At 72.1% G+C, this 21,797-nt stretch carries 21 protein-coding genes; 16 read left to right on the top strand and 5 right to left on the bottom strand.

The window, feature by feature from the left end; genetic code table 11:
• Positions 1–53: 53 nt before the first annotated feature.
• On the top strand, positions 54–617 hold the full coding sequence (locus ACIO9K_RS36030; protein ID WP_363625375.1) for a YbaK/EbsC family protein: 564 nt from the start codon (positions 54–56) through the stop codon (positions 615–617).
• Between the two features lie 233 nt (positions 618–850).
• Positions 851–1,615, top strand: a complete 765-nt coding sequence (locus ACIO9K_RS36025; protein WP_363589053.1) for an SDR family oxidoreductase — start codon at positions 851–853, stop codon at positions 1,613–1,615.
• A 270-nt stretch (positions 1,616–1,885) separates the two neighbouring features.
• On the opposite strand, the gene ACIO9K_RS36020 is transcribed toward ACIO9K_RS36025, so the two are convergent.
• Together ACIO9K_RS36020 and ACIO9K_RS36015 are read right to left on the bottom strand one after the other, a co-directional pair.
• Positions 1,886–3,655, bottom strand: a complete 1,770-nt coding sequence (locus ACIO9K_RS36020) for an FAD-dependent monooxygenase (protein WP_400336051.1) — start codon at positions 3,653–3,655, stop codon at positions 1,886–1,888.
• Positions 3,648–4,235 (bottom strand): PadR family transcriptional regulator, encoded by a 588-nt coding sequence (locus ACIO9K_RS36015; protein ID WP_363625379.1) that lies wholly within the window; start codon positions 4,233–4,235, stop codon positions 3,648–3,650. Before ACIO9K_RS36015 ends, ACIO9K_RS36020 begins: the two co-directional genes overlap by 8 nt.
• Before the next feature lie 198 nt (positions 4,236–4,433).
• On the opposite strand from ACIO9K_RS36015, the gene ACIO9K_RS36010 reads away from it, so the two are divergent.
• The 7 genes from ACIO9K_RS36010 to tpx all read left to right on the top strand — a co-directional run bounded on the left by ACIO9K_RS36010 (position 4,434) and on the right by tpx (position 10,373).
• Positions 4,434–4,970 (top strand): hypothetical protein, encoded by a 537-nt coding sequence (locus ACIO9K_RS36010; protein WP_400336049.1) that lies wholly within the window; start codon positions 4,434–4,436, stop codon positions 4,968–4,970.
• A gap of 146 nt (positions 4,971–5,116) precedes the next feature.
• Positions 5,117–5,938: a class I SAM-dependent methyltransferase gene (locus ACIO9K_RS36005; protein WP_400336047.1), complete on the top strand. Its 822-nt coding sequence runs from the start codon at positions 5,117–5,119 to the stop codon at positions 5,936–5,938.
• Positions 5,939–6,177: 239 nt separating this feature from the next.
• Positions 6,178–6,567 carry a type VII secretion target gene (locus ACIO9K_RS36000; protein WP_363625383.1) on the top strand — a complete coding sequence of 130 codons (390 nt, stop codon included), beginning with the start codon at positions 6,178–6,180 and terminating at the stop codon, positions 6,565–6,567.
• The gene (locus tag ACIO9K_RS35995; protein ID WP_400336045.1) at positions 6,567–8,333 is read left to right on the top strand and encodes an alpha/beta hydrolase; all 1,767 of its coding nucleotides are present in this window, start codon (positions 6,567–6,569) and stop codon (positions 8,331–8,333) included. The genes ACIO9K_RS36000 and ACIO9K_RS35995 overlap by 1 nt, the downstream gene beginning before the upstream one ends.
• On the top strand, positions 8,330–8,995 hold the full coding sequence (locus ACIO9K_RS35990; protein WP_400336043.1) for a hypothetical protein: 666 nt from the start codon (positions 8,330–8,332) through the stop codon (positions 8,993–8,995). Before ACIO9K_RS35995 ends, ACIO9K_RS35990 begins: the two co-directional genes overlap by 4 nt.
• 178 nt (positions 8,996–9,173) lie before the next feature.
• Positions 9,174–9,656, top strand: a complete 483-nt coding sequence (locus tag ACIO9K_RS35985) for a hypothetical protein (protein ID WP_400336042.1) — start codon at positions 9,174–9,176, stop codon at positions 9,654–9,656.
• Between the two features lie 216 nt (positions 9,657–9,872).
• Positions 9,873–10,373 (top strand): thiol peroxidase, encoded by a 501-nt coding sequence (tpx, locus tag ACIO9K_RS35980; RefSeq protein ID WP_063350790.1) that lies wholly within the window; start codon positions 9,873–9,875, stop codon positions 10,371–10,373.
• Between the two features lie 250 nt (positions 10,374–10,623).
• Here the strand turns inward: tpx and ACIO9K_RS35975 are convergent, their stop codons facing one another.
• The 3 genes from ACIO9K_RS35975 to ACIO9K_RS35965 are packed head-to-tail and all read right to left on the bottom strand — an operon-like array spanning position 10,624 to position 12,637.
• Positions 10,624–11,379 (bottom strand): SDR family NAD(P)-dependent oxidoreductase, encoded by a 756-nt coding sequence (locus tag ACIO9K_RS35975; protein ID WP_363625392.1) that lies wholly within the window; start codon positions 11,377–11,379, stop codon positions 10,624–10,626.
• Positions 11,376–12,359 (bottom strand): beta-ketoacyl-ACP synthase 3, encoded by a 984-nt coding sequence (locus ACIO9K_RS35970; RefSeq protein ID WP_363589035.1) that lies wholly within the window; start codon positions 12,357–12,359, stop codon positions 11,376–11,378. The genes ACIO9K_RS35975 and ACIO9K_RS35970 overlap by 4 nt, the downstream gene beginning before the upstream one ends.
• Before the next feature lie 17 nt (positions 12,360–12,376).
• Positions 12,377–12,637 carry a hypothetical protein gene (locus ACIO9K_RS35965; RefSeq protein ID WP_063350787.1) on the bottom strand — a complete coding sequence of 87 codons (261 nt, stop codon included), beginning with the start codon at positions 12,635–12,637 and terminating at the stop codon, positions 12,377–12,379.
• Between the two features lie 977 nt (positions 12,638–13,614).
• Between ACIO9K_RS35965 and ACIO9K_RS35960 the strand changes: the two genes are divergently transcribed.
• The 7 genes from ACIO9K_RS35960 (at position 13,615) to ACIO9K_RS35930 (ending at position 21,754) form a co-directional block, all read left to right on the top strand.
• Complete coding sequence (locus ACIO9K_RS35960) at positions 13,615–14,502, top strand: class I SAM-dependent methyltransferase (RefSeq protein WP_363589033.1); 888 nt, start codon at positions 13,615–13,617, stop codon at positions 14,500–14,502.
• Positions 14,503–14,519: 17 nt separating this feature from the next.
• Entirely contained in the window at positions 14,520–16,079 is a 1,560-nt protein-coding gene (locus ACIO9K_RS35955) for an NAD(P)/FAD-dependent oxidoreductase (RefSeq protein WP_363625394.1), read from the top strand.
• Between the two features lie 330 nt (positions 16,080–16,409).
• Positions 16,410–17,897, top strand: coding sequence for an FAD-binding protein (locus ACIO9K_RS35950; protein ID WP_400336038.1), 1,488 nt, complete (start codon positions 16,410–16,412; stop codon positions 17,895–17,897).
• An 81-nt stretch (positions 17,898–17,978) separates the two neighbouring features.
• A complete protein-coding gene (locus ACIO9K_RS35945) occupies positions 17,979–18,581 on the top strand; it encodes an SRPBCC family protein (RefSeq protein ID WP_400336075.1) in 603 nt (200 codons plus the stop codon).
• A 300-nt stretch (positions 18,582–18,881) separates the two neighbouring features.
• A complete protein-coding gene (locus ACIO9K_RS35940; protein ID WP_400336036.1) occupies positions 18,882–19,961 on the top strand; it encodes a hypothetical protein in 1,080 nt (359 codons plus the stop codon).
• Positions 19,962–20,141: 180 nt separating this feature from the next.
• The gene (locus ACIO9K_RS35935) at positions 20,142–21,002 is read left to right on the top strand and encodes a DUF3592 domain-containing protein (protein WP_400336034.1); all 861 of its coding nucleotides are present in this window, start codon (positions 20,142–20,144) and stop codon (positions 21,000–21,002) included.
• Between the two features lie 92 nt (positions 21,003–21,094).
• The gene (locus tag ACIO9K_RS35930) at positions 21,095–21,754 is read left to right on the top strand and encodes an ATP-binding protein (RefSeq protein WP_400336032.1); all 660 of its coding nucleotides are present in this window, start codon (positions 21,095–21,097) and stop codon (positions 21,752–21,754) included.
• Positions 21,755–21,797: the final 43 nt, after the last annotated feature.

Raw genomic sequence — 21,797 nt, 5'->3', positions numbered from 1 at the left:
GGCCGCGGCGGGACCGTGCCGGGTCTGCCGGGGTGCGCGGTACAGTCCGCTTCATGAACGAGAACGTGCGCGCCCCGTTCGGGGACTTCCCCCTCGTCCGCGCGGCGATCGAGGTCTGCGGCGACCTCGCCGCCCCCGTCGCCGACGCGTTGAAGAACGCGGACGCGCAGCGGTGGGCCGGATCCGTGCTGTACGTGGACACCGACCCCGACAAGGCGGACACCGCGGTGTTCTGCCAGGCCTACGACGTGCCGCTGGAGCTCTCCGCGAACTGCGTGGTGGTCGCCGCCAAACGCGGCGGCGACGTCACCCTGGCCGCCTGCCTGGTGCGTGCCGACACCCGTCTGGACGTCAACACCGCCGTGCGCAGGCACCTGGGCGCGCGCAAGGCCTCCTTCGCGCCGGTGGACGTCGCCGTCGCCGCCACCGGCATGGAGTACGGCGGCATCACCGCCGTCGGCCTGCCGGGCGGCTGGCCGCTGCTGGTCGACGAGGCGGTGGCCGCCGCCGATCACGTGCTCATCGGCAGCGGGCGGCGGCGGGGCAAGCTGATCCTGCCCGGATGGGCGGTGGCCCGGCTGCCCGGCGCCGAGGTCCTCCCGGGCCTGGCCGCCTGAGCCCGGCGGGGCCGGCGGCGGCGGGACCGGCCCGGGCCCGGGCGTGCGCGGCCGTGGCGTGGCCGGGGCCGGGGCCGGGGCCGTGGCGTGGCCGGGGCCGGGGCCGTGGCGTGGCCGGGGCCGGGGCCGGGCACCATACCCCGCAGTACCTGAGTGGACGTCAAACCCGGCTGAGGCTGACCTTTGGGGGTCGGGCGGCGGGATCTCGGCGGAAGGCGGTCGAAAGGGTGGACATGGGAAACCTCAGCGGGAAGGTCGCGCTGGTCACCGGCGCCAGCCGGGGCATCGGGCGGGGCATCGCCGAACGCCTGGCCCGGGACGGCGCCCTGGTCGCCGTGCACTACGGCAGCAACGAGGCGGCGGCGAAGGAGTGCGTCGCGGCGATCGCCGGGGCCGGTGGCCGGGCGTTCACCGTGGGCGCCGAACTGGGCGTTCCCGGCGACGTGGACACCCTCGTGGGCGGGCTGGAGGCCGGGCTGCGCGCGCACGGGGAAGCGGCGCTCGACATCCTGGTCCACAACGCCGGGCTCAATCTCATGGGGCGCCCGATCGAGGTCCTCACTCCCGAGGAGTTCGACGAGATGGTCGCGGTCAACGTCAAGGCGCCGTTCTTCCTCACCCAGCGGCTGCTGCCACGGCTGCACGACGGCGGCCGGATCATCAACATCTCCTCCGTCTCCACCCGTATCGCCTCCGCCCACGGCATCGGCTACCCGCTCACCAAGGGCGCCCTGGAGGTGTTCGGCCACACCCTGGCCAAGTACCTCGGACCCCGCAACATCACCGTCAACTCCGTCGTCGTCGGGTTCACCCGCACCGACATGACCGCCGACGTGCTGGCCGACCCGGCGAACCTGGAACGCAACCTCGCCCTGACCGCCCTCGGCCGGATCGGCGAGATCCCGGACATCGCCGACGCGGTCGCCTTCCTCGCCTCCGACGACGCCCGCTGGATCACCGGCACCAAGATCGACGTCACCGGCGGCGTCAACCTGTAGCGGCCGCAGCGGGGGCCGCACCGCGCGCGGGCCCTACCCGGGCCCGGGCGACCCGCCGCCCCGGGCGGCCGCGGGAGCTGCCCCGCCCGGCGGGCGGGACGGCGGGCGGGACGGCGGGCGGGACGGCGGGCGGGCGGGACGGGCCTCGCGGCACAGCGGACCCCTGAGCCGCGGGCGCCGCCAACGCCTCGCGCACCACCGCCGGTTCACCCGGCGGCACACGGCCGGATGGCCGGAGCGCCCGGCCCCCGCGCGGCACCCGGCGCCGCGTTACGGGAGGTCGGGCGCCCCCGGCCCCGGCACCGCCGCCGCCGGGTGCCCGAACCACAGGTGCAGGGCCGCGCGCAGTTGTTCGGCGGCGGCCTGGGGCGGTGCGGTGGGCGGTGCGGTCCAGGCGGCGTGGCCGTCCGGGCGCACCAGGACCGCGGGCGTGCCGGGCAGGGCGCCGGGCCGCACCGTCGCCGCGCTCACCCGGTCCGCCCAGGGGGCGGCCGCCGTGCGCAGCGCCTCGGCCGCGGTGGTGTCCTCCAGGAGCAGGGCGCCGGTGCCGGTGCGGGCCAGCAGTGGTATCAGGGCGCCGTGTTGGAGGGTGTCGTCGTGGAGGGTGTCGTGTTGCAGGGGGATGTCCGGGACCATCGCGCCCTCCCAGGGGTGGCCGCTGCCGTGGGGGGCCGGGTAGCGGGTGGCGATGCCGGTGATCTCCTCGGCCAGGGGGCCGGCCGTGTCCTTGGCCTGTGCGAGTTCGGCGAGCAGGTCGCGCACGGGCGCGAGTTCCTCGTCGTCGCCGGCGAGCAGTGCCTGGGCGCGGGTGTTGCGCAGCAGTCTGGCGCCGGCCGCGTGGCGTTCGCTGTGGTAGGTGTCCAGGAGGGTTTCGGGGGCTTGTCCGCGGGCGACGAGGGCGAGTTTCCAGCCGAGGTTCATCGCGTCGTCGATGGCGGCGTTGACGCCGATGGCGCCGGCGGGCGGGTGGATGTGGGCGGCGTCTCCCGCCAGCAGGACCCGGCCCTGGCGCAGCCGTTCGGCCAGGCGGGCGGCGTCGCCGAAGCGGGTCAGCCAGTGGGCGCGGGCGATCGGGACGCGGTGTCCCAGGGCGTGGTCCAGTGCCTGCTGGAAGCGGGGCAGGGTGAGGGGTTCGTGCCGGTCCTGGGGCGGGTGGGGGTCTGCGGTGATCAGGCGGACGTGGCCGGGCCTGGGGATGGCGAACACGGTGCCGCCCGGGCCGGTGCTCACGCCGAAGGGGATCTGCCGGGGGTGGGTCAGGACCACGTCCGCGAGCAGGGTGAAGCGGCGGGCGGGGGTGCCGGGGAAGGCGATGGCGGCGAGTTTGCGTACGGTGCTGCGGCCGCCGTCGCAGCCGGCCAGCCAGCCGGCACGCAGCAGCGCGGGTCCGTCGGGGGTGTCGGTGTGGGCGTGGACGCCGTCGTCGTCGAGGTCGAGGGCGTCCAGGCGGTGGCCGCGCAGGATGCGTACGCCCAGGTGGTGGGCGTGTTCGGTGAGGATCTCCTCCACCCTGGTCTGGGCGATGCCCAGGACGTAGGGGTGGCGGGTGCGCATGGCGGCGAGGTCGAGGCGGGCCTGTGCGGTGAACGCGGTGGTCGCCGCGGTGGGGCCTTCGGCGAGGAGGCGTTCGGCCAGGGCGCGGCGTTCCAGCAGTTCCAGGCTGCGGGCGTTGAGGTTGAAGCCGCGGCAGAAGCCGGGCGGGGCGGGGTCGCGTTCCAGGAGCACGGTGCGCACGCGGGCCAGGGCCAGTTCGCAGGCCAGCATCAGGCCGGCGGGGCCGGCGCCGACGACCAGGACGTCCGCGTCGCCGGCCCCGGGCGCGGCGGCTGCGGGCGCGGCGGCTGCGGGCGCGGCGGCGGGTAAGCGCTGTCCGGTACGGGCCGGCGCGGACATGGACGTGGCGGCGGCGGGTGCGGGTGCGGGTGCGGGGATGGGTGCGGGTAAGCGCTGTCCGGTACGGGCCGGCGCGGACATGGACGTGGCGGCGGCGGGTGCGGGGGCGGGTGCGGGGATGGGTGCGGGTGCGGGGGTGTCAGGCATCGGGGGCGGCCTCCGGCCAGGCCAGGGTGCCCTGTTCGATCTCCTCTGCGGTGCGCAGCACCCATTGGCGTTCGGCGTGCAGCATGGCGTTGCCGTACTCGGCCTCGATGACGAACAGTCGGGGGGCGTGGTGTTCGTGGGTGGCGCGGTGGTGGGCGTGTTCGCTCTCGGTGATGCGGGTCTGCAGGGCGGCGGCCCGTTCACGCAGTGCCTGGGCGGCGCGGTGTGGTCCCAGGGCGCCGAGGTAGCTGACGGCGGACAGGAATTTCGGGTATTCGCGGGAGGGTTCGCGGATGAGTTCGTCCAGCCACTGGGTGAAGTACTGGCGGCCCTGGGGGGTGTGGCGGTAGACGGTGCGGGTGGGGCGCGCGCCGACCTGTTCGGTGTCGGTGGCCTCGATCCAGCCGTCGCGGGCCAGGGCGCGCACCGTGTCGTAGAGCGAACCGGTGGTCAGTTTGAAGGCCTGGTCGAGGTGGCGTTCGCGCAGGGTGGTGGCCATGGCGTGGGGGTGCAGGGGCTGTTCGAGGAGCAGGCCGAGCAGGGCGAGGGCCAGGGGGTTGGCGGGTCGTTTGGCGGTCATGGCTCTCCGTGGTCGCACGCGGGGGCCCGGGGTTGGGGTCCCGGGCCGGTGATACTCGGATCGTACTACTCGGATCCGAGTATGTGGAGGGGGTGGCCCGGGTCGCCCGCCGCGGAGCCGTGCCGCACCGGCCGTGCGGCACGGGGGAGTTCGGGCCCGGCCGCGGCCGGGGCGCCGCCGGGTGCGATCATGGCGGGCATGGCTTTCGACGACGCACGGCCCCGGGCCGGCCTGGTCCATGAGCGCTGGCGCGCCCGCCAGGCGCCCCACGGGGACTTCATCGTGTTCGGCGACGGGTCGCTGTCGGTGATGCGCCTCATGCGGTTCTCCCCCGCCGACCGGCTCCACGACCCGCGGGCCCAGCAGTGGAGTTGGGGGGAGCTGCTGCGGGCCGGCGTGTGGACCGCCACCGACTGGACGGACGTCGACACGGTGTTCGCCACCAGCACCCACGCCGGCCACCGCGCCCTCGCGGGCGAGGCGTCCGAGCACGGCAGCATCGGCTGGGTCGCGCTGACCCGCGACGACGAGGAGAACACCCTGGAGTGGCTCGCGATCTCCTGCTCCTCCAACCCGTTCGCCGACGTCGCCCTGGACGACACCACGGTGACCGCCACCAGCACCCTGGGACGGATCTGGACCTTCCCCCGCGACGCCCCGCAGCAGGTGCGGATCACCGAGGACCCCGACCACCCCTGGCACTCCCCGGCCGGGCCGGCGGGCCCCGCCTCCTGAGGCACCCGGGCCCAACCGGCCCTGCGCCCGGTCCGGTTCGGCCCAGCCGGTCCAGCCCGGCCGGCCGACACCACCGGGCGGCGGGTCCGGGCGGGACGGCGGATGACAGCGGCCTCGCGGCGCCCTTCGCCGCTACCGTCGCCCGCATGGCCGACGAGAACTTCACCCACCCCCGGCTCGCCGCGCTCTACGACGCGCTGCAGGCCGGCCGCGACGACCTGGACGCCTACCTCGCCCTCGCCGCGGGCCTCGGCGCGCGCACGGTGCTGGACCTCGGGTGCGGGACCGGGGTGTTCGCGCTGCTGCCGGCCGCACGCGGGGCCGAGGTCGTCGCCGTGGACCCGGCCCGGGCGTGCCTGGAGGTGGCCCGGGCCAAACCCGGCGCCGGGCGCGTGCGCTGGATCCACGGCGACGCCAGGACCCTGCCCCCGCTGCGGGCCGACCTGGTGACCATGACCGCGAACACCGCCCAGGAGATCACCGACCCGCGCCTGTGGCACGCCACCCTCGCCCGGGCCTTCGCGGCGCTGCGCCCGGGCGGGCACCTGGTGTTCGAGACCCGCGACCCGGCCCGGCGGGCCTGGGAAGACTGGCACCGCGACGCCACCCGCACCGTCACCGACGTCCCCGGCACCGGCCCGGTCGAGACCTGGATCGACCTGGTCGCCGTCGACGGCCCACTGGTGACCTTCCGCTGGACCTACGGGTTCACCGCCGACGGGCCGCGGCTCACCTCCACCTCCACCCTGCGCTTTCGCCAACGCGCCGAGGTGGAAGCGGACTTGGCCGCCCACGGCTTCACCCTGCGCGAGGTCCGCGACGCCCCCGACCGGCCGGGCCGCGAACTCGTCTTCATCGCGCCCGGCCACCGCAGCCGTAGACCCGCGCCACCGACCGGCCGCCCGGCCGCCCGGCCGCCCCACCGTCCGCCCGTCCCTGCCCCGGATCCGCCGTGCGCGCCCGGGTGACGGGGCGCCACCCCCGGGACACGGGCACCGAAAGCCTCCCCCGGGCCGTCACCGGGCAGACGCCGGACCGCCACCGGGTCGCGGCCGGGTCGGCGCCGGTGGGCTGATCTGCTATTTTCGCCATGCTTCGACGCGAACCGTACAAGCGTGCGGTTTCGCATGCCCGCACGGGACCCCGGCCGCGAGCCCGGCCCCGAGGCGGGCACGGCAGTAGGTCGACCAGCGGGGGGACGGGATCCATGAACGCGTACGCGGGCTCCGACGGGCCTGGCCCGTACGGGCCCTACGGGCCGCCGGCGGGCGGGCCCCTGTTCGGGGTGAACCCGGCGGACCTGGACGCGGCGGCGAAGGTCGCCAAGGACACCGGTGAGGCGATGCCGGGCGAGCTCAAGCACATCCACGAGCCCTCCGACACGGCGGTCGCGGCGCTGTCGGGCTGGCGCACCGGGGCGTCGCTGCACGCCTGCACGGCGGCGTGGGAGGAGTGCCTGAACAAGCTGGCCTCGGAGGTGGACGGCGTGAGCCTGAAACTGGGCCAGACCGCCGGCAACTACCGCGGCACCGACACGGGCAACGCCGGCGCCCTCAAGCCGCCCGGCGCCGGACCCTACGCGCCGGCGGTGAACTGATGGTCACCCTCGCCCAGCTGCGCGACGCGGACCTGTCCTCCCTGGCCGGCGCCGCCGGCGCCTACGACACCCTGGCCGGCGCGTTCGGCAAGCACGTCCAGGCGATGGACACCGAGGTCACCAAGCACGTCTTCAACAGCCAGTGGGTCGGCACCGCGGCCGGCGCCGCCAACGCCTCCCTGCAGCGCACCAGCGGGCGCCTGGACGCCGCGCACACCGAGATGTCCGCCGTCTCGGGACTGCTGCGCGAGGCCTCGGAGAGCTTCCAGCTGGCGCAGTCCAAGCTGAAGGAGGCCCTCCAGGAGGCGCAGGGCGCGGGGCTGACGGTCGCCGAGGACGGCACGGTCAGCTGGCCGGCGCCCTCGCAGGCCGAACGCCACGACCCCGGCTACGACACGCCGCAGCGGGCCAGGGCCCTGGCGGAGCGCATCTCCCACGCCGTCACCGAGGCCGACGGCGCCGACCAGAAGATCGCCAAGCTGCTGGACGACCTGACCGCGCGGGCCCGCACCGGCACCGGACTGGACCTGACGCAGGCCGGCGCCGACCGCAAGGCCGTCGACGAGCTCGGCACCGGCCTGACGGCCGCCGGCTGGCCGCCCGCCGGCGCCGCCCCCACCGAGGTCAACTCCTGGTGGAAGGGCCTGACCCCGGACGAGCAGCAGCGCCTGCTCCAGACCCACCCCGACCTGCTGGGCATGCGCGACGGCATCCCCGCCACCGCCCGCGACCAGGCCAACCGCCTCAACCTGGCACACCTGATCGACACCTACGAGCACAAGCCGAACCCGTCGGACGACGACAAGCAGAAACTGGACGGCTTCCGCGCGATCCGGGACAAGCTGAACGTGCAGAACGGCAAGCAGCCGCCCGCGTTCCTGCTGGGCGTCGGCGAACAGGGCCAGGGCCGCGGCATCCTGTCCTTCGGCGACCCCGACACCGCGAAGAACGTCAGCGCCTACGTGCCGGGCCTGGGCACCACGCTGTCCGCCGTCGGCGGCAAGGACGCCGACCGGGCCCTGAACGTGTGGACCGCCGCGCACAACGCCGACCCCACCAGCGCGACCGCCTCCATGGTCTGGCTCGGCTACGACCCGCCGCCCGGACTGGAGAAACTCGCCGACGGCGACACCCGGCCCCTGGACGTGATGGACACCGACCGCGCCGCCAAGGGCGGCGCCGCCTACGACACGTTCATGGCCGGACTGCGCGCCACCCACGAGGGCACCCCCGCGCACCTGGTCGCCCTCGCCCACAGCTACGGCTCCACCACCGTGGGCCTGGGCGCACAGCGCCCCGGCGGCACCGGCGCCGACGACATCATCCTGGTCGGCTCCCCCGGCACCGGCGCCGCCAACGCCTCCCAGCTGCACATCGACCCCCACCACGTGTGGGTCGGCGACGCCGAGAACGACCCGGTCAGCCACCTGCCCTCCAAGGGCCGCGTCTCCAACGACCTCGGCGGCGTCCTGGGCGGCGCCTCCGCCGGCCCGCTCGGCATGCTCGGCGGCGGCTACATCGCCGACAAGGTGTACGACTGGTTCGGCCCCGACAACCAGCTCTGGTTCGGCCAGGACCCCGCCGGCGAGGAGTTCGGCGCCAACCGGTTCAAAGTCGCCGACGGAGCGGAGAACTCCTTCCAGTCCCACTCCGACTACATGACCGACCCCGGCGAGAAGGACTCCAAGACCCTGGAATCGGTCAACAACATCGGCCAGATCGTGGCCGGCCGGTACGACAACGTGAAAACCCAGGGCCAGCGATGAACCAGACCCCCCACCAGACCCCCCGGCCCATCCCCCGGCCCGCTTCCCGGCCCGCTTCCCGGCCCGCTTCCCGGCCGGCGCCCCTGGCCGCGGCCTGCGCCGCCCTCGCCCTCGCCCTGACCGCCGGCGGCTGCGCCGCCACCGGCGACGAGGGCGGGGACACCAGCGCGACACCCGGCCCGCTCATGCAGCCCGCACAGGCCCTGCACCGGCTCGACGACCTGCTCCAGGAGGCGACCTCCGGCATCCAGCCCGCACTGCGCTACCGGGACGCCTGGCCCGACTGGCGCGAGCAGTACGCCAAGGGCCTGGACGAGCACTCCCTGGGCTACGCCACCGCCACCCGCGAGCGGCACGTCACCACCCGGGTCGCCCCCGCCAAGTACGGCGCCCTGCTGGACGCGGTACGCGGCACCTGGCAGACCAAGGGCTACCGCCTCACCACCGGACCCGACAGCGTGGCCGCCACCACCCCCGACGGCGCAAGCCTCGGCATCACCATCCACCCCTACGCCGGCAACATCGACATCAGCGCGGCGGTGGGACCCATCCCGCTCCCCCACGGCGCCGACCCCTTCGGCACCCCCACCCCCGAACCGACCCTGCCCGGCGGCAACCCCGACATCCTCCCCGCCTACGACGACCCCTACTGGTCCACCTGACCCGCCCCCACCCGCCACACCCTCCCCGGACCCGCCGCCCCCTCACCAGGACCCGCCCCGCCCCAGGACCCGCCGCCCCCTCGCCAGGACCCGCCCCGCCCCAGGACCCGCCCCGTCCCCTCGCCAGGACCCGCCCCTCCCCCGCCGCGTGACCCCGCACCAGCCGAAGGCCCCCGCCATGACCCCCGAACAGGCCGTCCACACCCTCGACGCGCTCCTCGACGAGGCGATGTCCGCCATCCGCCCCCCGCTGCGCCACCGGGACGCCTGGCCGCGCTCCACCGAGCAGACCACCGGCGGCCTCCAGGACCGCTCCCTGGGCTACGCCACCGCCACCCGCGAACGGCACGTCACCACCCGGGTCGCCCCCGCCAAGTACGGGGCGCTGCTGGGCGTCACCGAACGCGGCTGGCAGGACCGCGGCTACCGGATCACCGCCGTCAACCCCCGCCAGCCCGCCATGTTCGCCACCACACCCGCCGGATACGGCGTCGCCGTGCTGTTCGGCGCCGCCGGGAACATCACCTTCCAGGCCACCGTCGGCCCCATCCCCGTCATCCGCGACCGCGACCCCTTCGGCACCTACGTGCCCGAACCGACCCTGCCCGACGGCACCCTGGACGTCCTGCCCCGCCACGACGACCCGTTCTGGTCCGCCTGAACGCCAGACCCGTTGGCGGGCACACCCGCAGCCCCGCCGGCGAGCGGCACCGGCAGGCTCACCGCCAGCCCCGCCGGCAGACGCACCGGCAGGCACGGCGGCGGCACCCGCACGCCCTCCCGCGTCCGAGGGGTGGCCGCCCGGCGTCCGGGGCCGGGCGCGCGCAGTAGGATCGGCGGCGTTGTCACCACATTCCACGCTGGTAGGAGGCTTTTCATGGCTCAGGTCACGCTGAAGGGGAACCCGGTCCAGGTCGGCGGCGCGCTGCCCCAGGCCGGCAGCCAGGCCCCGGCGTTCACGCTGGTCGGCGAGGGACTCGCCGACACCTCGCTGCAGGACTTCGCCGGCAAGCGCAAGGTCCTCAACATCTTCCCCAGCATCGACACCCCCACCTGCGCCACCTCGGTGCGCACCTTCAACGCCAAGGCCGGCTCGCTGGCCAACACCGTGGTGCTGTGCATCTCCGCCGACCTGCCGTTCGCGCAGGCCCGCTTCTGCGGCGCCGAGGGCCTGGACAGCGTCCGGACCCTGTCCACCCTGCGCGGACGCGACTTCCACGAGAACTACGGCGTGGCCCTGGCCGACGGCCCGCTGGCGGGGCTGACCGCCCGCGCCGTCGTCGTCCTGGACGAGAACGACACCGTCCTGCACACCGAGCTGGTCGCGGAGATCGCCGACGAGCCGAACTACGAGGCCGCGCTCGCCGTCCTCGCCTAGAACCAACGCCGGTGACTTCGCGGTCTTCCACGACCCTCCGGCCGAAGCACTGCCGCAGGTCAGCGGCTCACGATCGTTGCCAAGTCACCGGCATCGCGCCTAGAACCCCCCGCGGCACACCCGCCCCCCGGCCCCGGGCCGGCCCGCGCACACCGCCCGCGCACGCCGCCCGGCCCGCCCCCCAGGTCTTCACCAAGGGGGGGCGGGCCGGGAAGGGGACCGGGCGGGCCGGGAACAGAGGGCGGGCGGGTCAGGTGATGGAGGCTCCCGAGTCGATACTGATGACCTGTCCGGTCATGCAGTCCTGGTCGAGGAAGAGCCCCATGGAACGGGCGACCTCCTGCGGGGTCACGAACCGCGGCACCGGCACCTTCTCCCGCATCCCGGCGACCACGTGCTCGGGCAGGGTGTCCGTCATCCCCGTGATCATGAACCCGGGCGACAGCGCGTTCACCGTCACCCCCCGGCGCCCGCACTCCGCCGCCAGCGTGCGGGTCAGCCCGATCAGCCCCGCCTTGGACGCCGCGTAGGCGGTCTGCCCGGCGGTGGCGATCAGCGCGGACGGCGAGACGATGTTGACCACCCTGCCCCAGCGGGCCCGCAACATCGCCGGCACGCACACCCGCGCGGTGTGGAAGGAACCGACCAGGTTCGTGTCGATCACCTGCCGCCACTGCGCCGGATCCTGCATGGCCATCAGCGCGTCCCTGCGCACCGCCCCGTTGTTGACGAGCACGTCCACCGGGCCCAGCGCCTCGGTGATCCGCTCGTACATCGCGGTGACCTGCGCGTAGTCCGCCACGTCCCCACTGACCAGGACATGGTCGCCGGCCAGCTTGCCCGCCACCTCCTCCGCGCCCTGGCGGGCACTGTTGTAGTGCACCGCGACCCGGCACCCGGCCGCGTCCAGCGCCAGCGCCAGCTCCCGGCCCAGCCCCCCCGACGCACCGGTCACCAGCGCCACCGGGGAAACGGGCCGCTGCCCGAAAGCACCCTTGCCGCTCACCGCGCCCCTCCCCACGTCAACAGGACCGAACCCCACGTCATCCCGGCACCGAACCCGGCCAGCAGCACCGTGTCCCCGTCCTGGATACGCCCGGCGTCCAGCGCCTCCGCCAGCGCGATCGGGATCGACGCCGAAGCGGTGTTGCCGTACCGGTCCAGATTCGCCACCAGACGGTCCGCGGGAATCCCGGTATGGGCGAGCACCGAGTTGATGATCCGGATGTTCGCCTGGTGCGGCACCACATGGTCCACGTCCGCCGGCGTCAGCTTCGCCTGCTCCAGCGTCTCGCGGATCGTACGCACCGTGTAGCGCACCGCGTTCAGATAGATCTCGTTGCCGTTGATCTGCGCGTAGTGCAGACCGCGGCGCACCGTCTCCTCGGTCGTGGGCATCCGCGAACCCCCCGCCAGGACCTTCAGACTGTCCTTGCACGAGCCGTCCGCGCCCAGGTTCCACGCCAGGACCCGCTCCACCGGGCCGGGCTGCAGGACCACCGCACCGGCCCCGTCACCCACCAGGATCGACAGGTCCCGGTCCGCCGGGTTCGCGGTCAGCGTGTGGGTGTCCGAACCGATCACCAGGATCGGCCGCGGATCCATACGCAACAGACCCACCGCCGTCACCAGCGCGTACACGAACCCCGCGCACTCGGAGTTCACGTCGTGCGCGCTGCCCGCGATACCCAGCTCGTCGTGGACGAACGCCGACGTCGCCGGCGAGGGCTGCTCCGGCGTCGCCGTCGCCACGATCAGGTGCGCGATGTCCGCACCCGACAGCCCCGCCCGCTCCAGCGCCCGGCGCCCGGCCTGAACCGCCATCGACGCGGTGCTCTGCCCCGCCCCGACCGCCCGCCGCTCCCGGATCCCGCACCTGGAGACGATCCAGTGCTCGTCCACACCGAAACGCTCCGCCAGCTCCACGCTGGTCACCACGCGCTCGGGGACCGAGATCCCCCACCCGGTGATGTCGAAGCCGCTCATCGAGCAGTGCCCCGCGCTCAGACGCCGGCCTGGCCCACGAGCGCCAGGATCCGCTCGTGCACCACCCGCAGCGTCGTCGTGTCGTCGATGTCCGCGAACAGCGACTCGTCCGCCGGAATGTGCGGGTACTGGTTCTGGAACCCGTACAGCCACTCCATCAGATCCAGCGAGTCCACGTCCGCGATGTGCTGCAGCGCCGCGTCCGCGTCGATCTCCTGCGCTCCGGAGACCGCCTGCAACTGCGCGGCCAGGTCCTCGATGGTGGGGATGTCGGACATGAGTGATCGTTCCTTCCTGGACGCCCCGGAACGGGCGCCAACACGTGATGAGGCAGAACAGACCCGGAGAACACACACCCCCGGGGGGGGTAACGGACACCGCCACCGCGCACCCCGCCGCCCACAGGCCACGGGACACACCGCGACGGAACCCGAAAACCCCTCCGGGGAAACCCGGGAAGGCCGTGGGGGCCGCGTGTCTTGTCGAAACCGCATGAAACCCACCCCCACGCAAACGCCCCGCAACCCCGGCCCCCCACCCACGCTTGCGCACCGCTTGCGAGACACGCGCTTACCTGACCCGAGACACCGCACCCACACGCACGACACCCACCACCCCCCACCGCGCCGCACCGGGAGGGAACAACCCGCACCACCCCCCACCGCGACGCACCACGACGCGGACACCACACCGCACCGCGACGCACCACGACGCGGACACCGCACCACACCGCGACGCACCACGACGCGGACACCGCACCACACCGCGACGCACCACGACGCGGACACCGCACCGCACCGCACCGCCGGCGACCGTGCCGGGACCCACCGCACCATGGCCCTACCGCGCCCGGGACGCACCACACCAGGCACACACCACACCGGGCACGCACCCACCGGGGACGCACCACACCGCGACGCACCGCGGCGTGGACACCGCACCGCCGGCGACCGTGCCGGGACCCACCGCACCAGGCACGCACCACACCGGGCACGCACGCACCGGGCACGCACCGCGTCGGGGCGGCCCGGCCACCACACGGACACACGCCAACCGCCCTCACCGGCACGAACGCCCGCACCGCACGGGACCGACCACCGCCACCGACACGGCCGTCCACCCGGACAACGGCGCCCCCGGCCCCACCGCCCGACCGAGCCCGGCCGGGCACCACCCGGCACCACCCGGCCCGGCCGAACACGGCCGAGCCCAGTCCAGTCCACCCGATCCGCCATCAGAACAGGGGCACACCCGCATGACCACCGCCGAGACCCGCTCCATCAACCCCGACGTCGACGCGATCCGCCACCACTACGAGGTCGGCAACGACCTCTACCGGCTCATCCTCGGCCCCACCATGATGTACTCCGGCGGCTACTGGGAGGACGGCGAGGACCTCGTCGCCACCCTCGACGAGGCCCAGGAACGCAAGCTCGACGTCTTCACCGACCTCGCCCAGGCCGCCGGCAAGGCCAAGGTCCTGGACATCGGCTGCGGCTGGGGCACCATGCTCAACCGCCTCACCACCGTCCACGGCGTCCAGCAGGCCGTCGGCGTCACCCTCTCCCGCACCCAGGCCGACTTCGTCGCCGCCCTCGACAACCCCGCCATCCACGCCCGCGTCGAGAGCTGGGAGGACCACAAGGCCGAAGGCGAGCCCTACGACGCCGCGTTCTGCATCAACGCCCTCGAACACTTCGTACTCTCCTCCCTCACCCCCAAGGAGCGCACCCAGCGCTACCGCGTCTTCTTCAAGCAGGTCCACTCCCTCCTCAAGCCCGGCGCCCGCTTCGTCCTGCACACCATGACCGTCGAGAACCCCCCGCTGCGCCGCCAGCTCCTGGACGACCTCAAGTTCCTCCAGCGCGAGGAGTTCGAGGGCTGCCACATCCCGCGCCTGCCCGAACTCGCCGCCGGCCTCGACGGCCTCTTCGAAGTCACCGAGATCCGCAACGAACCCGAGTCCTTCGCCCGCGCCTGCCGCGCCTGGCTCCAACTCCTGGCCGCCCGCCGCGACGAAGCCGTCGCCATGGCCGACGAGACCACCGTCCAGCGCTTCGAGCGCTACCTCGACATCTTCGCCTACACCCTCGAAGACCACATCTTCAACAACTTCCGCGTCACCCTCACCCGCCGCGCCTGAAAGGGGACACCCCGGCCATGACCACCACCGCCGAACACCCCGCCCCCTCCGGCGCCGACCAACCCGAACCCGCCGGCGCCACCACCCACCCCGACACCACCGCCGTACGCCACCTCAAAGTCGCCATCATCGGCGCCGGCATCTCCGGCCTGGGCACCGCGATCCGCCTCCTGCAGACCGGCACCGACGACTTCCTCGTCTTCGAACGCGCCACCGACCTCGGCGGCACCTGGCGCGACAACACCTACCCCGGCTGCGCCTGCGACGTCCAGGCCCACCTCTACTCCTTCTCCTTCGCCCGCAACCCGGAATGGAAGTCCACCTTCGCCACCCAGGCCGAAGTCCACGCCTACCTCAAAGACACCGCCCACCGCTTCGGCGTCGAACCCCACCTGCGCTACGGCCACGAACTCCTCGACGCCCACTGGGACACCGACCACCGCCACTGGCGCATCCACACCACCCACGGCCGCTACACCGCACAGATCCTCATCACCGGCACCGGCTACCTCTCCGAACCCGCCGTCCCCGACCTGCCGGGCCTGGCCACCTTCACCGGCACCCTCTTCCACTCCGCCCGCTGGCGCCACGACCACGACCTCACCGGCCGCAACGTCGCCGTCATCGGCACCGGCGCCTCCGCCATCCAGTTCGTCCCCGCCATCCAGAACCAGGTCGCCCGCCTCGACCTCTACCAGCGCACCCCGCCCTGGGTCGCCCACAAACCCGACAAGCCCAACACCCCACGCCACACCTGGATGCTGCGCCACCTACCCGGCTACCAGCGCTTCCGCCGCGCCTTCAACAAGAACGGCCGCGAGATCGTCGCGTTCTTCATGTCCCGCCCAGGCCGCACCACCGGCATGAAGAACATGGCCGCCGGCCACCTCAAGAAATCCGTCCCCGACCCCGGCCTGCGCCAACGCCTCACCCCCGACTACACCGTCGGCTGCAAACGCCTCCTCTTCTCCAACACCTGGTACCCCGCCATCCAGCAACCCAACGTCGACATCGTCTCCGACACCATCACCGACATCGGCCCCACCCACATCACCACCGCCGACGGCACCACCCGCACCATCGACACCATCATCCTCGCCACCGGCTTCACCGCCACCGACCGCCCCATCGCCCGCCGCATCCACGGCCGCGACGGAACCACCCTGCGCGACACCTGGCACACCCACGGCATGAAAGCCCACCGCGGCACCACCATCCACGGCTTCCCCAACCTCTTCATGCTCCTGGGCCCCAACACCACCCTGGGCCACTCCTCCCAGACCGTCATGATCGAAGCCCAGATCGCCTACATCATCGACGCCCTCAAAACCATCGACACCCACGGCATCACCTCCGTCGAGGTCCGCCCCGAAGCCCAGAACACCTACAACCAGACCCTCACCGACCGCCTGAAGAACACCGTCTGGAACACCGGCGGCTGCCAGAGCTGGTACACCGACCAACACGGCAACAACCCCTCCATCTGGCCCACCTACACCTACCGCTTCCGCCGCCAGACCCGCCGCTTCGACCTCCTCAACTACCAACGCGCCACCGTCACCCACACCACCCCCTAACCCCCACCCCCCTGCCCGACACACGGGCACACGGGCACACGGGCACACAGGCACACAGGCACACAGGCACACAGGCACACGGGCACACGGGCACAACCACACAGGCACACCCAACACGGCCGGGCGGCACCCGCCCACCCACGGACCCCGCCGCCCGGCCGGCCCACACCCCCGGAACACCCCACCGGAAACCAGAACCGGACACACAACCCACAACCGAACACCCATACAGCCCCCACCACCTCAGGGACCCACCCACCCGCCCTCACACACTAACCACCACCAGGCCACCCACCCCACCACACCCACCCCTACCCGAACAGGACCCCCATGCCCAACCCCAACCTCACCAGGCGAACCCTCCTCACCACCACCGCCACCACCGCCCTCATCACCGCCTACAACACCACCACCCGCACCTGGGCCACCACCAACACCCCCACCACCCACGGCCACCTCTCCCCCATCCCCACCCTCGACGGCACCCTCACCACCGACACCGCCACCCTCACCGAATTCAGCCACGACTTCGGCCGCCTCACCACCAACACCCCCCACGCCGTCCTCAAACCCGGCTCCGACCAAGACATCATCAAAATCATCAACTACGCCCGCTGCAACGGCCTCAAAGTCGCCATGAACGGCCGCAGCGGCACCGACAACGACCTCGAATCACACTCCAACTACGGCCAGGCCTCCCCCGCCGGCGGCATCAGCATCGACGCCCGCACCCTCAACCGCATCCACACCATCACCCCCACCAACGCCACCGTCGACGCCGGCGTCACCTGGGCCCAACTCACCGACGCCGCCCTCGACCAAGGCCTCACCCCACCCTGCCTCACCGACTACCTCCACCTCTCCATCGGCGGCACCATCAGCATCGGCGGCATCGGCAACACCGTCCAAAAACACGGCCTCCAAGCCGACACCGTCGAATCCATCGACATCATCACCGGCACCGGCCGCCTCCTCACCGCCACCCCCACCAAAAACCGCGACCTCTTCCACGCCGCCCTCGCCGGCGCCGGACAATTCGGCATCATCATCCGCGCCACCCTCAAACTCATCCCCGCCCCCCAACGCGCCCTCGTCTTCAACCTCTACTACAACAACCTCACCACCTACCTCACCGACCAACAAACCATCCTCAACGACGGCCGCTTCCACACCCAAATCGGCGAAATCATCCCCCAACCCAACACCACCCCCCACTACAAAATCGAAACCGCCACCTACTACAACGGCACCACACCCCCCAACCCCACACCCCTCCTCACCGGACTCAACCCCGACCCCAGCCAAACCACCATCACCGACCAGACCTACCGCGAATACACCTACCGCGCCGACACCTGGACCCAAAACCTCAAAAACCTCGGCTACTGGAACCAACCCAAACCCTGGCTCAGCCTCTTCCTCCCCGCCACCCAAGCCGCCAACTTCATCACCTACGCCACCCCCCTCCTCACCCCCGAAACCCTCGGCCAAGGCCTCCTCCTCTTCTACCCCTTCCCCACCAACAAAATCACCCACCCCTACGCCATCACCCCCAACGAACCCACCACCTACCTCTTCGACCTCCTCACCTTCCCCCACCCCAACACCAACCCCACCACCCAACTCACCCACAACCGCACCCTCTACGACCACGCCACCACCCTCGGCGCCAAACGCTACCTCGTCGGCGCCATCCCCCACATGACCCCCACCGACTGGAAAAACCACTACGGCCCCCAATGGAACAACCTCACCAACACCAAACACAAATACGACCCCACCCACACCCTCACCCCCGGCCAAAACATCTTCCCCTAACAACACAAACACACAAACACACAGACGAAGACACACACGCAAAGACACACGAACAAAGGCACACGGACAAAGGCACAACAGATAAACCGACAGGCAAACCACAGGCGCGGGCCGCAAACGACAAAAAAGAAACATCTACCGAAAACCAGAAAACAAGAACCCGGAACACCGGGACCCCAGGAAAGAACAGGAGGCCACACCATCCACACCTACGACCTCGTCAACGAAGCCGTCATCCACGCCCCCACCCACCAGGTCTGGAACCACCTCATCGCCGAACTCAACGGCACCACCACCTGGTGGACCCCCCACAACACCCACCAACCCGGCAACCCCACCCCCGAACACCCCGGCGGCACCACCCACATCACCGTCCACCCCAACGGCCACACCAAACCCGGACCCAAAATCCACTTCACCGCCACCACCACCCACATCACACCCCCACACACCCTCACCACCACCCACACCGGCCACTTCACCGGCACCACCACCTACACCCTCACCCCCACCCACAACAACCAACACACCAAACTCACCATCACCTTCACCACCACCCCCCACGGATGGCCCACCCTCCTCCCCAAACACACCATCCCCAACCAACACACCAAAGCCACCCACAACGCCCTCACCAACCTCAACCACCAACTCACACAACACACAAACACAGACATCCGATAGCCACCCGCCGCCCCTCGCGCCCTACCCGCGGCTCGCGGCTCGCGGCTCGCGCACAGAGCAGCTGCTCACCGCCAACTCCCGTGAAGTCGACCGCGGGAGCTGGCGAACCGGGCCACCCGTCGAAACCGCCCCCGCGACGGGCACGACCCGAGACCTGCCCTTCGAGGAGCGCACGCAGCCCTCCGCCCGTCGCTCCGACCGCTCCTGCCAGCCGTCCCGCTCCGCACCCTGCCGGCCCCGCGCGAACAACGCCCGCCCCAGGCCTACCGGCTGTCACCCCGGCCCGACACAATCACCCGTATGACGATCACCACGAGCGCGCCGCCTCCGCGCAGCACTCCGGTCGCCCTCGCCCGCAGCTTCCTGACGGGGGCCGTGATCGGGGGCTCGCTGGCCGCGCTCGTCGTCGGCGTGGTCGTCGAGAAGGTGCCCTTGTTCATCGGGGGTTTGGGACTGCCCATCGCCTACGGCCTGTTGCTCCTCCTCGCCGGGGCGCCGCGGCGGGCCCGGGAGGCAGCGGTCGTGCCCCGGACGGCGCTCGCGATGATCGAGAGCCTGCGCGCCATTGGGGGTGAGACGAGCGACGTGCCGGTGCGGTTCGATCTCACCGTCGCACCGGACGACGAGCCGGCCTACCGCGTCGGGATCACTCAGGACATCAACCTGGTCGACCTCCCCGGCTACCGGCCGCGCGGCGTCCTGGTGGTGAAGTATCCACAGGACAGGCCGTGGCGGGTGAGGATCGTGAAGCGGCCGACCCCGGAGTGGGAGGAGCGGGCGGCCGGCGCTCAGCTGGATTCGGCTCCCGAGTCGACCATGGTGACCGAGCCTCCCGAGGGCCGTTCGACCGGCTTCGTCGGGCTCTTCGGCCTGCTGCTCGCCGCGGCTGCCGTGGTCTTCCTGTTCCGCGTGGACCTGTTCGAACAGCAGGACTCCGCTTCTCCGGCACCGACGGTCACTTCGACGTGGTCGACCACGGTGGTGTCGTCCGGGACCGGGACGGTCTCCCTCGGGCCGGACCAGTCGTTCCTCGACGACGGCGAACTACGCAAGGCCATCAACTCCCTTACCGAGGGGAAGGATCCGCGCCAGGCGATCACCGTCTTCGCGCAGGAACGCGTGCTGTCGGTCGTGTTCTCCCCGAGCGGCACGAAGGCCCCCCAGTTCGATCCGCTGTCCCTGCCCTACGAGCGGTTCCCGGCCCTGGTCAAGGAGGCCGAAACGACGCTCGGCGTCCGCTCCCCGACGTCCTGGCAGATCACCGCCGACCATCTCGCCGGCTCCCTCACGATCAGGGTCGGCGTGACCGGGCCCGAGGGCAGTGCCTCGCTGGAGGCGAACGGTGAGGGCCAGGTGGTGCGACGCACCCCGGCACGCTGATCACCGCGCTTCACCCGCGCTCGACGCGCTTCGACATCAAGACTGCTTTCCAGCAGCCGACTTGGGCCGGACGCCGCGGCTCCCCGTCGGCCCGGACGTGGTAGATCTTGCACGCGACGGGTTGCCACGGCAGCGAAGAAACCCCGGCGGACCGTACCCGGAGGGACAGGAGGAGGACGCATGGGCTGGCACGACTGTCTGACGCTCTGGTGCGGGGTGTTCGGCACATTGGCACTGCTCGGGTACGGGCGGTCGCTGGCGGGGGTGACCCGAGCCCAGCGGACGGTCCGGGTGATGGGGCGGATCGAGCGGGTGCAGGAGCCGCGGCACGGAGGTTCCGAGGGGGACGGCATAGCGGTCGTCGTCACCTTCCAAGACTCCTCCACCGGGCAGGAGTTCACCGTGACGAACGACGGCGACTGCGGCGACAGGATCAACACGGCCTGGACGGGCCGGGAGATCGGGATCCGCTATCCGCCCGGGAGACCGCACGCCTTCCGGTTCACCAACGACCTCTGGGCCGGCCGCTACGGGCTCGGCTGGCCGAACTTCGCGGTGTTCCTGATCTACGTCGGGCTGGTGGTCGTCGCCGCGATCGACTGGGGCTGGCCGTGGGCCCTGATCGGTGTCGGGGCGCCGTGGAGCGTGTTCCTCGCGTGCTCCCTGCCCCAGGAGGTCCGCCAGGCGCGGAGCCGGTTCGACACCCTGGCCGCGATGGTTCCCGTTCCGGGCCGTGTGGTCGCCGTCGTCAGGAACGTCCGCACCGACGAGGACGGCTACACGTCCACCAGCCAGACGCCGGTGGTCGCCTTCACCACCCACGAGGGCGCGGCCGTCACCGCCTACTGCTTTTCAGGCCTGCCGGACCCGACCAACTCGTACGGCCGGAACGTCACGATCCACTACTCCCCCGCCGACCCGGCCGACTTCACCCCGGACCTCGCGTCCGCACAGCGGTCCTGGAGGAGCGGAGTCACCAGCGGCACCGTGGGCCTTCTCGTCACGGCGTCGGCGGCAGTCGCGGGAGCGGTCCTGCTCTGACACCCAACGGCCGTAGCACCATCGGCCAGCGAACCGTCCTCAGTCACGGGGCCGGTCCCGGAGCCGTCGTCGGCCTGCGGCATCCTGGCCCGATGAATACACCGAGGGCCCAGTGGGTCAACACGACACATGACTGGTCGAGCGCCGTCGATACGGACCATCTGGCGCACATCAGGCAGAACCCGGCGAAGTTCGCTCCGGACGGACCGTGGCACCTCGTCCTGGAAGTCCTCGGCTATGCGGCCGACGAAGCGTCAGGCAGTGGCGGCGGGCGCTGTGTCCTCGTTCTCCACGCCGACGGCTCGCTGTCCGTCAGGGACGACGGGCGGGGCACCGACACCCGGGTGGACGAGCGGGGCCGGAGCGTGAAGAAGCCGGTCATGGCGACGAAGGACCTTCGGTTCTTCGACTCCCCGCAGGCCGAAGTGCTGCCCGACGGTCATCCCCGGCGCGGCATGTCCGTCGTCGCAGCGCTCAGCGACTGGCTCGTCCACACCAACCGCCGCCTCAACGGAGCCTGGACCCAGCGCTACGAACTCGGCGTCCCCGTCACCGGCCTGGAGCCCATCGAGGTGGACGGCACGACCGGGACACTGGTCCACTTCAAGCCGAGCGCACCAGTGGGCCCGCTCACCACCCCAACGCTCACCGGCCCGACACTCACCGGCCCGACGCCGGACGACCTGACACACCTGGCCGCGACCTGGCCGCAGTTGGAGGTCCAGCTAGACGACCGGCGTGGGCCGCACTGATATTCGAGACATCCAGGACATCCGAGATATCTGACCGGCAGCT

Source organism: Kitasatospora sp. NPDC087271 (assembly GCF_044744605.1).
Lineage (GTDB): Bacteria > Actinomycetota > Actinomycetes > Streptomycetales > Streptomycetaceae > Kitasatospora.
The sequence above is the reverse complement of the archived record's forward strand: the minus strand, read 5'-3'. Positions and strand labels throughout refer to the sequence as shown.

Coding starts and splice junctions, on each gene's coding strand:
- ACIO9K_RS36030 (WP_363625375.1), top strand. CDS start 54: ATGAACGAGAACGTGCGCGCCCCGTTCGGGGACTTCCCCCTCGTCCGC.
- ACIO9K_RS36025 (WP_363589053.1), top strand. CDS start 851: ATGGGAAACCTCAGCGGGAAGGTCGCGCTGGTCACCGGCGCCAGCCGG.
- ACIO9K_RS36020 (WP_400336051.1), bottom strand. CDS start 3,655: ATGCCTGACACCCCCGCACCCGCACCCATCCCCGCACCCGCCCCCGCA.
- ACIO9K_RS36015 (WP_363625379.1), bottom strand. CDS start 4,235: ATGACCGCCAAACGACCCGCCAACCCCCTGGCCCTCGCCCTGCTCGGC.
- ACIO9K_RS36010 (WP_400336049.1), top strand. CDS start 4,434: ATGGCTTTCGACGACGCACGGCCCCGGGCCGGCCTGGTCCATGAGCGC.
- ACIO9K_RS36005 (WP_400336047.1), top strand. CDS start 5,117: ATGGCCGACGAGAACTTCACCCACCCCCGGCTCGCCGCGCTCTACGAC.
- ACIO9K_RS36000 (WP_363625383.1), top strand. CDS start 6,178: ATGAACGCGTACGCGGGCTCCGACGGGCCTGGCCCGTACGGGCCCTAC.
- ACIO9K_RS35995 (WP_400336045.1), top strand. CDS start 6,567: ATGGTCACCCTCGCCCAGCTGCGCGACGCGGACCTGTCCTCCCTGGCC.
- ACIO9K_RS35990 (WP_400336043.1), top strand. CDS start 8,330: ATGAACCAGACCCCCCACCAGACCCCCCGGCCCATCCCCCGGCCCGCT.
- ACIO9K_RS35985 (WP_400336042.1), top strand. CDS start 9,174: ATGACCCCCGAACAGGCCGTCCACACCCTCGACGCGCTCCTCGACGAG.
- tpx (WP_063350790.1), top strand. CDS start 9,873: ATGGCTCAGGTCACGCTGAAGGGGAACCCGGTCCAGGTCGGCGGCGCG.
- ACIO9K_RS35970 (WP_363589035.1), bottom strand. CDS start 12,359: ATGAGCGGCTTCGACATCACCGGGTGGGGGATCTCGGTCCCCGAGCGC.
- ACIO9K_RS35965 (WP_063350787.1), bottom strand. CDS start 12,637: ATGTCCGACATCCCCACCATCGAGGACCTGGCCGCGCAGTTGCAGGCG.
- ACIO9K_RS35960 (WP_363589033.1), top strand. CDS start 13,615: ATGACCACCGCCGAGACCCGCTCCATCAACCCCGACGTCGACGCGATC.
- ACIO9K_RS35955 (WP_363625394.1), top strand. CDS start 14,520: ATGACCACCACCGCCGAACACCCCGCCCCCTCCGGCGCCGACCAACCC.
- ACIO9K_RS35950 (WP_400336038.1), top strand. CDS start 16,410: ATGCCCAACCCCAACCTCACCAGGCGAACCCTCCTCACCACCACCGCC.
- ACIO9K_RS35940 (WP_400336036.1), top strand. CDS start 18,882: ATGACGATCACCACGAGCGCGCCGCCTCCGCGCAGCACTCCGGTCGCC.
- ACIO9K_RS35935 (WP_400336034.1), top strand. CDS start 20,142: ATGGGCTGGCACGACTGTCTGACGCTCTGGTGCGGGGTGTTCGGCACA.
- ACIO9K_RS35930 (WP_400336032.1), top strand. CDS start 21,095: ATGAATACACCGAGGGCCCAGTGGGTCAACACGACACATGACTGGTCG.